The organism is Arthrobacter sp. UNCCL28 (assembly GCF_900102805.1).
Classification (GTDB): Bacteria; Actinomycetota; Actinomycetes; order Actinomycetales; family Micrococcaceae; genus Arthrobacter; species Arthrobacter nicotinovorans_A.
Window position 1 is genome coordinate 290,331 of the sequence record NZ_FMWE01000005.1, and the last position, 12,486, is coordinate 302,816.

Annotated in this window: 9 protein-coding genes and 1 pseudogene; 2 read left to right on the top strand and 8 right to left on the bottom strand. The window is 63.6% G+C overall.

The features are described from left to right. Nucleotides 1–147 precede the first annotated feature (147 nt). The 8 genes from BLQ01_RS15795 to purU all read right to left on the bottom strand — a co-directional run bounded on the left by BLQ01_RS15795 (nucleotide 148) and on the right by purU (nucleotide 11,136). Complete coding sequence (locus BLQ01_RS15795) at nucleotides 148–954, bottom strand: IclR family transcriptional regulator (RefSeq protein WP_091552741.1); 807 nt, start codon at nucleotides 952–954, stop codon at nucleotides 148–150. Between the two features lie 129 nt (nucleotides 955–1,083). Then, nucleotides 1,084–2,352, bottom strand: a complete 1,269-nt coding sequence (locus BLQ01_RS15800; RefSeq protein ID WP_091552743.1) for a molybdopterin molybdotransferase MoeA — start codon at nucleotides 2,350–2,352, stop codon at nucleotides 1,084–1,086. Nucleotides 2,353–2,469: 117 nt separating this feature from the next. Beyond that, a complete protein-coding gene (gene fdhA, locus BLQ01_RS15805; RefSeq protein WP_091552744.1) occupies nucleotides 2,470–3,687 on the bottom strand; it encodes a formaldehyde dehydrogenase, glutathione-independent in 1,218 nt (405 codons plus the stop codon). Nucleotides 3,688–3,836: 149 nt separating this feature from the next. Further along, entirely contained in the window at nucleotides 3,837–6,155 is a 2,319-nt protein-coding gene (locus BLQ01_RS15810) for an FdhF/YdeP family oxidoreductase (protein ID WP_091552746.1), read from the bottom strand. Nucleotides 6,156–6,166: 11 nt separating this feature from the next. Beyond that, nucleotides 6,167–7,051, bottom strand: coding sequence for a bifunctional 5,10-methylenetetrahydrofolate dehydrogenase/5,10-methenyltetrahydrofolate cyclohydrolase (locus BLQ01_RS15815; RefSeq protein WP_091552747.1), 885 nt, complete (start codon nucleotides 7,049–7,051; stop codon nucleotides 6,167–6,169). Further along, on the bottom strand, nucleotides 7,048–7,674 hold the full coding sequence (locus tag BLQ01_RS15820; RefSeq protein ID WP_091552749.1) for a cyclodeaminase/cyclohydrolase family protein: 627 nt from the start codon (nucleotides 7,672–7,674) through the stop codon (nucleotides 7,048–7,050). Before BLQ01_RS15820 ends, BLQ01_RS15815 begins: the two co-directional genes overlap by 4 nt. Before the next feature lie 7 nt (nucleotides 7,675–7,681). Further along, entirely contained in the window at nucleotides 7,682–10,174 is a 2,493-nt protein-coding gene (locus tag BLQ01_RS15825; protein WP_091552751.1) for a GcvT family protein, read from the bottom strand. Nucleotides 10,175–10,221: 47 nt separating this feature from the next. Then, nucleotides 10,222–11,136 carry a formyltetrahydrofolate deformylase gene (gene purU / locus BLQ01_RS15830; protein WP_026542590.1) on the bottom strand — a complete coding sequence of 305 codons (915 nt, stop codon included), beginning with the start codon at nucleotides 11,134–11,136 and terminating at the stop codon, nucleotides 10,222–10,224. 120 nt (nucleotides 11,137–11,256) lie between these two features. On the opposite strand from purU, the gene BLQ01_RS15835 reads away from it, so the two are divergent. Next, nucleotides 11,257–11,937, top strand: coding sequence for a GntR family transcriptional regulator (locus tag BLQ01_RS15835; RefSeq protein WP_091552752.1), 681 nt, complete (start codon nucleotides 11,257–11,259; stop codon nucleotides 11,935–11,937). A 181-nt stretch (nucleotides 11,938–12,118) separates the two neighbouring features. Further along, nucleotides 12,119–12,486, top strand: a pseudogene (locus BLQ01_RS15840) (pyridoxal 5'-phosphate synthase lyase subunit PdxS); the annotation flags it as partial.

The following is a 12,486-nucleotide window of genomic DNA, read 5'->3' on the forward strand; positions in this document are numbered from 1 at the left end:
CAACAGAGTGCTCTGCGTCACAGCCAAAGTCAAGGTTTTTTCGCTCTTTGACAGCAGATTGATATATCAATTGGCCTTGAGGTACGAGGACGTGTTTGTACCGCATGTTGCCCTTGGGGCTGGTGGAAGCAGTGGGTTCGCTGCGGCCTAGCTGTGCCGGTAGCCCATCCGGGCGCTGATGGTCAGTCCGGCCGTTCGGAGCCCGTCAATAAGCCCTGGCTGGTCCTCGGGTGAAAACCTGAAGGCCGGACCGGAGATGCTGACCGCGGCAATAACGTTTCCTGAGTGGTTGAAGATGGGCACGGCCACGGCCGTGAGGCCGATTTCGAACTCCTCATGGACTATGGCGTAGCCATTGCGGGCCACGTCCAGCAGTTGCTTCTCCAGCTCGCCCCGGTTGGTCACGGTGCGCGGTGTCCGGGCGGGCAGGCCCACCGTTTTGAGGACCTGGGACCTCTCGTCGGCGGTCAACGCGGCAAGGAGGACCTTGCCGCTGGACGTGGCATGCAGGGGAGTCAGGCTTCCCACCCAGTCATAGGTGGCCAGCGTCGAAGGGCCCATGGCCTGGTCCACGTTGACGGCGTAGTTGGACCGCAGGACAGCCAGGTTCACGGTCTCCTTGTACTCGGCAGCCAAGGCCTCCAGGACCTCCCGCGCTTCATGGACCACGCTGAGCCGGCCGGGGATGGACGACGCCAGGCGAAGTATCCCAAAGCCCAACTGGTACTTGCCGCGCTCGCTGTTCTGGCGGACGATTTCCCGGCTGACCAAGGACCCCACCAACCTGGACACGGTGGACTTATGGATGCCCATTTCTTCGGCGATTTCACTCACGCCGGCGTCACCTTCACGGGCAAGGATTTCCAGGATCTGGAGGGCCCGGTCCACGGACTGGACGCCACCGCCTTGGGCGTCCGCATCCTTTTCGATGTCTGGGTTGTTCCGTGCGGCCATGATGCCTCGTGTCGTTAGTCCAGGCAGGCCGCCTTTACTGGCTTGGGTTGTCCGGCCTGCGCGCTCGTCTGACCTCATCCTAGACGGAGTTTTGCACGGACCCTTTCACACCAGGGGTACTCGCGTGGTTTACTTCCAGGGCAGTGGCAGGACCGGGACGGGCGCCCCGGCTGCCACGCCTTCGGGGGGAACAGCCATGTATCCATCGGCTCCGGCAAGTCCCCGCATCATCCCCGGAGCGGTATGGGAGGCCGGGAACACGACGTCGTGGATCACGCTGCAGGGTATGAGGCGGGTCTTTCCCGGGACCGGATCAACGTCGGCCCCGGATGTCATGAGGCTGGCTGACGGGATGGGCCGGTCTCCCAAGGCGGCCAGCAGGGGCTCACCGAGGGTCATGAGGGCCATCATGGCGGCGAGCGGATTTCCCGGGAGACCTATGATGAACCTGCCATCCGGCAGTACGGCCAGCACGGCGGGATGACCAGGCCTCATGTCGATGCCGTCCAGGAGGATCCGGCCACCGAGCGCAGAAACTGCGTCACGGAAGTGGTCCGTCCCGGATTTGCCCGTCCCGCCGGTGGTGATGGTGACGTCCGGCGGCAGGGCCCCGGCAACATCAACATCGTCCAGCGCCGCCATCCACTCTTGGTACGAGTCGCCGATCCTGCGTTGGCCACCGGGCGTTCCGCCCAATTGGGAAATGACGGCATCCAGCTGCGGACCGAACGCGTCGCGGACCTGTCCTGCTGCCGGCTCACCCGAGGTCACCACTTCCGAGCCGGTCAGTACGACGGCGACCCTCGGCTTGCGCTGTACGTGGAGGTAATCGTGGCCTGCTACGGCGGCCAGGGCAATGTGGGCCGGATTAAGGAGTGTGCCGGCGGGAATGAGGACGTCGCCGGCTCCGGCTTCTTCCCCGGCTCCCCTGATGTGCCGGCCGGGGAGTGTGTCCTCTGGCCTGGGACCATGGGCGAGGAAGAGCCGGCCGTCCTCGGCGACTGTTCCGCTTTCCTTCCGCAGGACTGCTGTGGCGCCCGCGGGGACCAGTCCTCCGGTGGCAATGGTGCTGGCTTCGCCCGGCGCAAGCGGGAGCCCCGCCGTCGTCAATTTCCACGGGCCCGTGCCAAAGCTGCCGGTGCCAAAGCTGCCGGGGCTGCTGCTGCCGCTTCCGCTGTTGCCATTGACAGCCCAACCGTCCATTGCCGATGACGCGTAGTGCGGAAGGTCCCGCGGGGCAGTGACTGCGCGGGTCAGGGTGTGCCCGATTGCTTCGCGGAGGGAGACTTTGGACGGGTTCAGCGGTCCGGCGCAGTGGTACGCCAGCTCCCGGGCTTCAGCCCAGGTGGCTGCGTGCCGCACTGACACGGCAGGGCGGGCGGCTTCTTGGGTAAGCATGGATCGTTCGCTCCCTGGAATGAGGTTAAGTGCAGATATCGGGGACTGCACGGCCTTCCCGTAATGCTTGCCGCGCAGTCCCCGGTATCAGTTGATGCGTACTGAGCCGGTGGTGTACTACGCCTTGACGTAGCCGTTGGGGTTCAGCACGAACTTGGTTGCCGCTCCGGCGTCGAACTCTGCGTAGCCGCGGGGAGCGTCCTCGAGCGGGATTGCCTGGGCGTTTACTGCCTTGGCGATCTGGACCTTGTCATGAAGGATGGCCATCATCAACTGACGGTTGTACTTCATGACCGGGCACTGGCCGGTGGTGAAGGACAGGGACTTGGACCAGCCGGTACCCAGGGAGAGCGAGAGCGAACCGTGCTTGGCTGCATCGTCGATTCCACCCGGGTCTCCGGTGACGTAGAGGCCCGGGATGCCCAGGGATCCGCCGGCCGCAGTGATGTCCATGAGGGAGTTCAGCACGGTGGCGGGAGCTTCGTGGGAGGCATCCTTGCCGTGGCCGCGGGCTTCGAAGCCCACCGCGTCAACGCCGCAGTCCACCTCCGGAACGCCCAGGATCTGTGCGATTTGTTCCTTTGGATCGCCGTTGGAGACATTGACGGTTTCGCAGCCGAAGGAGCGCGCCTGCGCCAGCCGGTCCTCGTTCATGTCGCCCACAATCACGACGGCGGCACCCAGCAGTTGGGCGCCGACGGCGGCAGCAAGGCCCACGGGCCCGGCGCCTGCGACGTAAACAGTGGACCCCACGCCTACACCGGCAGTGACGGCGCCGTGGAAACCGGTGGGGAAGATGTCCGAGAGCATGGTCAGGTCCATGATCTTTTCCAGGGCCTGGTCGCGGTCCGGGAAACGCAGCAGGTTCCAGTCGGCGTAGGGGACCAGCACGAACTCGGCCTGGCCTCCCACCCATCCGCCCATGTCCACGTAGCCGTAGGCGCTGCCGGGGCGGTCAGGGTTGACGTTGAGGCAGATGCCGGTCTTCTGTTCCTTGCAGTTCCGGCAGCGGCCGCAGGAGATGTTGAACGGCACCGAGACGATGTCGCCTACCTTGATGAACTCGACGTCGGGCCCTACCTCCACCACTTCGCCGGTGATTTCGTGGCCCAGCACCAGGTCCTGCGGAGCGGTGGTGCGGCCACGGACCATGTGCTGGTCCGATCCGCAGATGTTGGTGGTTACCGTCCGGAGGATCGCGCCGTGCGGCACCTTCCGTCCCACGTTGGCAGGGTTGACGCCCGGCCCGTCCTTGAGCTCAAACGTTGGGTAGTCGGTGTTGATGATCTCAACGACACCGGGTTCCTTGTAGGCGACTGCTCTGTTTCCTGACATGGTCACTCCCTGTTCTCTGGCTGTTACTGAAAAATGCTGCCCAATGGTCCGAAAGCGGTGCTTCGATGAAGAAATACCTCCCCAGGTTTCAGGTCACCGAAGCACCCCTCACGAACCACCGGACGGGTGAAAAATCTGACTGTTGGAACTCAGGCCTTCTCCAGCCTGATGATCACCGACTTGGACGTGGGCGTGCCGCTGGTGTCCGCCACGGAATCGAGGGGCACCAGGACGTTGGTTTCGGGGTAATAGGCAGCGGCGCACCCCTTCGGCGTCGAATAGGACACGATCCGGAAGTTCTCCGCCCGCCGGTCTGTTCCCTGGAACTCGGAAATCAGGTGGACTATGTCGCCGTCGGCAAAGCCCAGGCCGGTGATGTCCTCGGCGTTGATGAGAACCACCCGCCGGCCACCGTGGATGCCGCGGTAGCGGTCGTCCTTGCCATAGATGGTGGTGTTGTACTGGTCGTGTGAGCGCAGGGTTTGAAGGACCAAGCGGCCCGGCGGGACCTTGATGAACTCCAGTTCGTTGCCCGTGAAGTGCGCTTTCCCCGAGGCGGTGTCGAACTTCCTGGCATCGCGGGGCGGGTGGGGCAGCACAAAGCCGCCAGGGTGCTGGATCCGTGCTTCAAAGTCTTCAAAGCCGTCAAACACGGCTTCAATGTGCTTCCGGATCAGCGTGTAGTCGTCCCGCATGGCGAGCCACGCGGCCTGGGGTGTGTTGGGCAGGCGGCCGTGGCCATCGGTGAACACTTTGTGCGCGAGGTTGCACACGATTGCTACCTCGGAGTGCAGGTGTTCACTTGCAGGTTTGAGGCGTCCGCGGGATGCGTGGACGGCACTCATGGAGTCTTCCACTGTGACCCGCTGGTCGCCGGTGCGTTGGGTGTCCTTCTCGGTGCGTCCCAGCGTGGGAAGGATCAGCGCGCGGCGACCCGTGGACAGGTGTGAGTGGTTGAGCTTGGTGGAAATCTGGACGGTCAACCGGGTATTGGCCAAGGCCTGCTCAGTGACCTCCGAATCGGGAGCGGCCCGGACGAAGTTGCCGCCCATGCCCATGAAGAACCGGACTTTTCCGTCGCGCATGGCCCGGATGGCTGCCACTGTGTCATAGCCGTGCTCCCGGGGGGAGTGGAACTCGAATTCCTGGTCCAGCCGGTCATGGAAGGTCTCGGGCATCTTTTCGAAGATGCCCATGGTCCGGTCGCCCTGGACGTTGGAATGGCCGCGCACCGGGCAGACACCCGCGCCGGGTTTGCCGATGTTGCCTTGCAGGAGCAGGACGTTGACCACATCACGCAGGGTGGGCACGGAGTGCTTGTGCTGGGTCAATCCCATGGCCCAGCAGACAGTCGTGGCGCTGGAAGCCAGCAGCCGTTCACCGGTGGAATGGATCTGCTCCAACGTCAGTCCTGTTGCCTCCACAATGTCATCCCACTCCACCTTTTCCAGGTAGCGCAGGTAGTCATCGAGGCCGACTGTGTGCTTGTCGATGAAGTCATGGTCCAGGACCGTTTGCAGGCCAGGGGTGTTCCTTCCGGCAGCTTCGGCTTCCAGCAGGTATTTGCCCAGGCCTTGGAAGAGGGCCTGGTCTCCGCCGGCACGGATCTGCAGGAAGTCGTCCGTCAGTTGGGTGCCCTGGATCATCCCGGCCACATGCTGGGGGTTCTCAAAATGCAGGAGCCCGGCCTCAGGAAGCGGGTTGACTGAAACGATGACCGCGCCGTTCTTCTTCGCCTTCTCCAATGCGCTGAGCATGCGCGGGTGGTTGGTCCCGGGATTCTGCCCCGCGACGAAGATCAGCGACGCCGTTTCCAGGTCCGTCAGGCTGACCGAGCCCTTGCCGATGCCGATGGTCTCCACCAGTGCGGAACCGGAGGATTCGTGGCACATGTTCGAACAGTCCGGGAGGTTGTTGGTCCCAAGTCCCCGGACCAGGAGCTGGTAGACAAACGCTGCCTCGTTGGAGGTGCGGCCCGAGGTGTAGAACACTGCTTGGTCGGGGTGTTCCAACTCCCGCAGTTCCTTGGCCATGAGGTCGTATGCGTCCTCCCAGTCAATGGCCCTGTAGTGCGTAGCACCTTCGTCAAGGAACATCGGGTGGGTGAGCCTGCCTTGCTGGCCCAACCAGAAGTCGTCCCGGGTCTTGAGATCGGCAATGGAGTGCTGGGCGAAGAATTCCGGTGTGACGCGGCGGCGGGTGGCTTCCTCGGCCACGGCCTTGGCGCCGTTCTCACAGAACTCCGCTGCATTGCGCTTCTCGTGCTCGGGCCAGGCGCATCCCATGCAGTCGAACCCGTCCAGCTGGTTTACTGCCAGCAGGGTTTGGACGCTGCGCAGCGGTCCCATCTGTTCCAGGGAAATTTTCAAGGCGTTGGCAACAGCCGGGATGCCCACGGCCTTGGTTTTGGGTTTGGTGACGGTCAGTTGCGACTCATCAATGTTCTCGCGCGGAGCTTTGGCATGCATGGGTAAACCCTTCAGATCCCGGAAGTGGACGCAGTCAGCAAAGCGGCGGGGGAGTGCTGCCGCGCAGCTTCGGCCGTATGCAGCAGCAACAGGGCCGTGGTTACCGACCCCACTCCGCCGGGAACCGGACTCAGCCCGGCAGCGACGCCGGTGACGCTGGCCTCATCGACGTCCCCCACCAGGGAACCGTCGGGCAGGACGTTCGTCCCGACGTCGATCACTACCGTCTCTTCGGAGATGTCGCTGCCTTTGAGCAGGCCGGTACGGCCCGCGGCAACAACCACGACGTCGGCGTGCCGGGTATGGCGCTCCAGCGGACCCGATTTGGAATGGCAGATGGTGACGGTTGCGTCCTTGTCGAGCAGGAGCAGGGACAGCGGCTTGCCCACCACGGCGGAACGCCCGACGACGGCCACCTTCCGGCCCGCGACCGGCACCTCGAAGTGGTCCAGCAATTCCACCACGGCCCGGGCCGTAGCCGGCGCGAACGCAGGCTGGCCCACGGCCAAACGGCCGAGACTGAGGGGATTGGCGCCGTCGACGTCCTTTTCGGGGGCGATGAGCCCCACCAAGCGGTCTGCACGTACGGCGGCCGGCAGGGGAGTCTGGAGGATGATCCCATGAACGGCCGGTTCTGCGCTGAGGTCCTCGAGGATGTTTGCCAGCGCAGCTTCACCGGCGTTTGGCCCGAGATCGACCACGCGGCACTCGATCCCTGCCCGTCCGGCTGCCCGCTCGATTGAACGGACATACCAGTGGGTTGCCTCGTCGTCCGTGGCGACAACAACGGCCAGGGTGGGCCGCAATCCCTCGGAGCGAAGGATGCTGGCCTCATCCCGGGCTTGTTGTTGGATGCGGGAAGCGAGTCCCTTTCCGGAAAGAACGGCCGTGGTCATGAGAGGATCCTTTCCCGGACGCGCTGCACCAGGGCATCAGCGGCGAGTACCACTTTGTCCTCGATACCGTCCGTCTGCTCCGCCAAACGTGAGCGGGCTTCGCCGTGTTTGAGGGCGACCACATTGATGTCGATGTTGACCCGGGCCGTGGTGGCGGCTGCCCGGGCAGCATCGGCTGCGGCTGCGACGTCGCTGATGACGTCGGGGTTGGCCACCTCGAAAAGTTCGGTGGCCAGATCCACCACTTCACCGGCAACCTTGACCAGCTGTGCGGGGGTATGGGCGGCCTGGACCAGGGCGTCCTGAATGGCCGCTGTGCGTGCGGTCTTCAGTTCCTCCGTGTCCGAGGGCAGCTTGTAGGAGTCGATGACGGACTGGAAGGCGTGTTCATCAGCGTCCGCGAGACGCAGGGCTTCGACGACCAAGTGGTCGGCGGCGCTGGTGATCCGGTGGACGAGCCCTGCATGCTGCTCATATTTTGCTCCCGTGGTGTACCTGGCCACCATGGCAACCAGCGCGGCGCCCTGGGCCGCATGCAGTGCAGCAGCCGCCCCGCCACCGGGGGTGGGCTGACGTGAAGCCAACCGGGAGAGGTAGTCATTGATGGTTTCTGAGCTGATCATGGCAGTGCTAGCCACGGAGCCGGCTCATGGTGGGGTCGTACAGCGGATCCTGGGTCACGGTGGCCTGGATCCGGCGTCCGAAGTACTCGATTTCCACGGAGTCCCCGATTGATACTGCCGAAGGCAGGTAGGCGTAGGCGATCGGTTTGCGGACCGAGTAACCGTAGGCGGCGCTGGTGACGTAACCCACCGCCTGGTCCTTGTAGAACACCGGTTCCTTGCCCAGCACGAGGCTCCTGCCGTCGTCGACCGTCAGGCAGCGAAGGCGACGCGCAGAGCCTTCCTCGGTGCGGCCTTCAAGGGCAGCCTTGCCGACAAAGTTCTCCTTGGCCATCTTCACGGCAAATCCGAGGCCGGCTTCGAAGGGATCGTGTTCCGTGGTCATGTCCGTGCCCCAGGAACGGTAGCCCTTTTCCAGGCGCAGCGAGCTGAAGGCGGCACGGCCTGCGGCGATGACGCCGAACGGCTGGCCGGCCTTCCACAGGGCATCCCAAAGGCGCTGCCCGTTGTCCGCGCTGGTGTAGAGCTCCCAGCCGAGTTCGCCCACGTAGGACAGGCGCATGGCGGTGACGTTGACGCCGCCGATGGTGACCTGCTTGGCACGGAAGTACTTCAGGCCGTCGTTGGTGAAGTCATCGCTGCTGACCGTGCTGATGAGGTCGCGGGCCAGCGGACCCCACAAACCGATGCAGCAGGTGCCACCGGTGGTGTCACGGACCTGGACCCAGTCCCCGGCGTCGCCGCTCTGGGTCTGGTGGCGGGCTGCGCGCTCAAAGTAGGCGGTGTCCATGTTGCCGTTGGCTCCGAGCTGGAACGTGTCTTCGCTGAGGCGGGCCACGGTGATGTCGCTTCGGACACCGCCGGCCTCGTCCAGGAGAAGGGTGTAAGTGACCGCGCCGGGCTTCTTGGCCAGATCGCCGGTGGTCAGCTCCTGGAGCAACTTCAAAGCTCCCGGGCCCGATACCTCGAGGCGCTTCAGCGGTGTCATGTCGTACATGGCTACTGCCGTACGGGTCTTCCAGGCCTCGGCTGCGGCGATGGGCGAGCTGAACATGCCGGACCACGCGTCACGTGCCGGGGGCTGCCAGTCATCCGGCATCTCCTTGAGGAGTTCGGCGTTGGCTTCGAACCAGTAAGGACGTTCCCATCCTGCGCCTTCCAGGAAGTAGCCACCGAGCTGCTTGTGGCGGGCGTGGAAGGGGCTGACGCGAAGGTTGCGCGGGGAAAGCTTGGGCTGGAGCGGGTGCATGACATCGTAGATTTCCACGAAGTTCTGCTGGGAGGTTTCGCTGACGTATTCAGGGGTCAGCTGGACCTCTTCGAAACGGTGGATATCGCAGTCGCCGAGGTCGATCTGCGACTTGCCGGTGGTCAGCAGTTCCGCCACGGCGCGGGCGATGCCTGCGGAGTGGGTGACCCAGACGGCCTCGGCAACGAAGAAGCCGTCCACTTCCTTGGATTCGCCTACCAGCGAGCCGCCGTCAGGGGTGAAGGAGAAGATGCCGTTGAAGCCGTCCTCGATTTCGCTTTCGCGGAGGGCGGGAAGAATCTGCTTGGTTGCTTCCCATGCGGGAAGGAAGTCTTCCAGTGTGAAGTCCAGGCGCGAGGGCATGTTGTGTTCGCTGATGCTGCTGGGCTCGTAGCTGCCCAATTCATCCAGATCCACGGGCATGGGGCGGTGGGCGTAGGAGCCGATGCCGTAACGGTCGCCGTGCTCGCGGTAGTAGAGGTCCTGGTCCTGGTGGCGCAGGATGGGCAGCTGGGCGCCGTTGGGCAGCTCGTTCTTGCCCTTCTGGGCGGGAACCGGCGTCGTTTTTACGTACTGGTGCGCCAGCGGGAGGAGCGGAACGGACATTCCGATCAGCTCGCCTACCTTGGCGCCCCAGAAACCGGCGCAGGAAACTACGATGTCCGCCGGGATGACGCCTTCGGCGGTCTCGACGCCGGTCACGCGGCGGTTCGACTGCTCGATTCCGGTCACCTCGGTGTTGCCGATGTACTTAACGCCGGCGGCTTCGGTGCGCTTGATGAGCAACTGTACGGCGCGGGCGGCAAGCGCCAGGCCATCGGTGGGGACGTGGAGGCCGCCCAGGATGTCTTCCTCATTAATCAGCGGGTAGAGCTCCTTGCATTCCTCGCGGGTGAGGATTTTGCCATCGATGCCCCAGGCCTGTGCGTAACCGAGCTTGCGCTTCAGGTCAGCCAGGCGGGTCTCCGTGGTGGCAACTTCCAGGCCGCCCACTTGGTTGAAGCAGCTCTGGCCGTCCTCGGTCAGCGAGAGGAGCTTTTCCACCGTGTACTTGGCGAAAAGGGCCATGGACTTTGACGGGTTGGTCTGGAAGACCAGGCCAGGTGCGTGGGATGTGGAGCCACCGGGCATGTTCAAGGGCCCTTGGTCCAGGACGGTGATGTTGTTCCATCCGCGGGTGACCAGTTCGTCGGCGAGGTTGGTGCCGACGATCCCGGCTCCGATGATGACAATGCGGGGCGTGGTTGCCATGGGGGTTCTCCTGCTGAAGTTCGTGGGGGTCTGGGGCGTCGGGTGGCTTAGCGGAAAACCACGGTGCTGGTCTGGTCGAGCAGCACACGGTGTTCGCAGTGCCACCTGACTGCGCGGGACAATGCCAGGGCTTCGGCGTCCTGGCCCACGGTTGAGAGCGTGGTGGGTCCGTAGCTGTGGTCGACGCGGATGACTTCCTGCTCGATGATGGGTCCCTCATCCAGGTCCGCGGTGACGTAATGGGCGGTGGCGCCTACCAGCTTCACGCCACGGTCATAGGCCTGGTGGTAGGGGCGGGCGCCCTTGAAACCGGGAAGGAACGAGTGATGGATGTTGATGGCACGGCCTTCGAGGGCGCGGCACAGGTCGTTGGAGAGAACCTGCATGTAGCGGGCCAGCACCACAAGGTCCACGTTGTATTCCTCCACCAGGTCCAGGAGGCGCTGTTCGGCCTCTGCCTTGGTATCCGGGGTGACGGGGATGTAGACGAACGGCAGTCCGGCTGCTTCCGCCATGGCCCTGTGGGTCTCATGGTTGGAGGCAACCACTACGAGGTCGCCGCCGAGGCTGCCGCCGCGCCACCGGAAGATGAGGTCGTTCAGGCAATGCCCGAACTTGGAGACCATCACCAGGACCCGCTTCTTGGTCTGGTCATGGAAGCTGAACTTCATCTCGAAGCGGTCAGCGATGGCACTGAATTCCTCTTCGAGCCGCTCAGGTGAGTAGGACAGCGGTCCGGAGAAAGCGGTCCGCAGGTGCAGCGTTTGGCGGAGGCCGTCGTCGAACTGCTGGTGCTCTTCGATGTTGAAACCGCGCTCGAAAAGGAAGGTGGTGACTGCCTGAACGATTCCGGCGCGTTCGACGCACGACAATGTGAGTACGAACTTCTGTGCTTGCTCTTCTTTGAGCAAGGCGGGCTTTGGCAGGGTGCTTACTGGTGAGTCTGTCGCCACGAGGGTCATGTCTCCTCCTTTAGATATATTCCTGGGTCCTGAACTGATATATTAGGATTGGGATTCAGCGTATACTGGACGCACAGGCAGGTCAATAGGTTTTTGGGTTGTGAAGAAAGGGATGGCGCTGTGGCCTTTGGAACTCTGGCAATAACGGATGACGCCGGCAGGAAGTCACTGGCCGACGTCGCCTATGAGCGCCTCCGCGACCGACTCCTGATGCTGGAGATCAAACCCGGCGACCTCCTTAACGACGACCAGCTCGCCAAGGACCTGGACATTGGCCGCACTCCGGTGCGTGAAGCCCTGAAGCGGCTGGAGCTCGACAGGCTCGTCATCACTTACCCGCGGCGGGGCACTTTCGCTACGCGGGTGGAAGTGACCGACCTGGCATTTATCTCCGAAATCCGGACCCAGCTGGAACCCCTTGCTGCCGCCCGTGCTGCCCGGGTTGCTTCCGCTTCCACCAAGGAACACCTGCGTGCGGTGATGCGTGCGGTGGAGGAATTCGATGTGAAGGCGGCGTCGGTAGTTGAGACGCTGAGGCTCGATGCCAGCGTCCATCAGGGCATCTACGCCGCTGCCGCCAACCCCCACCTTGAAGACGTCCTGATCCGCTATGACAACCTCGCCACGCGCATCTGGTGCATGGTGCTGGACCGGCTGCCCAATCTGGAACACCATGTGCGCGAGCATCTGGATCTACTCCGTGCGGTCATCGACGGCGACGAGGAAAAGGCTGCCGAGTTGGCCCGCGCCCACGTCAGTGGCTTCGAACAAGCAGTGCGTCAGGCTCTTTTCGCGGCCTGAATCCAGCCGTCGTCCGGCTGTTGACTCCGTGCTTTCCTGATCGCATACTGAAGATTCCAACTAATATATCACCCGGATATCAGGCGTGCTCCCAACGCCTGCCTTCGGGCGCTTGTGATGCAATCACAGCCTTCAGCCCTTGGAGTATCGCGTGCTTACAAGACCCCATCTTTTCGAACACATACCGCTCACGGGCAGCAGCCGCGTCAAGCGGGGCATGGCGGAGATGCTCAAGGGCGGCGTCATCATGGACGTCGTTAACGTCGAGCAGGCCCGCATCGCCGAGGATGCCGGTGCCGTGGCTGTCATGGCGCTCGAGCGAGTGCCTGCCGATATCCGCGCCCAGGGCGGCGTGTCCCGCATGTCGGACCCGGACATGATCGATGCGATCATCGCCGCGGTGTCCATCCCGGTCATGGCGAAGGCCCGCATCGGCCACTTCGTCGAAGCCCAGGTCCTGCAGTCCCTCGGTGTTGACTACATCGACGAGTCCGAGGTCCTGACCCCGGCCGACTACATCAACCACATCGACAAGTGGAACTTCACCGT

Bases quoted from the DNA above. Each gene is read 5' to 3' on its own strand.
- BLQ01_RS15795 (WP_091552741.1), bottom strand. From the start codon at position 954: ATGGCCGCACGGAACAACCCAGACATCGAAAAGGATGCGGACGCCCAA.
- BLQ01_RS15800 (WP_091552743.1), bottom strand. From the start codon at position 2,352: ATGCTTACCCAAGAAGCCGCCCGCCCTGCCGTGTCAGTGCGGCACGCA.
- fdhA (WP_091552744.1), bottom strand. From the start codon at position 3,687: ATGTCAGGAAACAGAGCAGTCGCCTACAAGGAACCCGGTGTCGTTGAG.
- BLQ01_RS15810 (WP_091552746.1), bottom strand. From the start codon at position 6,155: ATGCATGCCAAAGCTCCGCGCGAGAACATTGATGAGTCGCAACTGACC.
- BLQ01_RS15815 (WP_091552747.1), bottom strand. From the start codon at position 7,051: ATGACCACGGCCGTTCTTTCCGGAAAGGGACTCGCTTCCCGCATCCAA.
- BLQ01_RS15820 (WP_091552749.1), bottom strand. From the start codon at position 7,674: ATGATCAGCTCAGAAACCATCAATGACTACCTCTCCCGGTTGGCTTCA.
- BLQ01_RS15825 (WP_091552751.1), bottom strand. From the start codon at position 10,174: ATGGCAACCACGCCCCGCATTGTCATCATCGGAGCCGGGATCGTCGGC.
- purU (WP_026542590.1), bottom strand. From the start codon at position 11,136: ATGACCCTCGTGGCGACAGACTCACCAGTAAGCACCCTGCCAAAGCCC.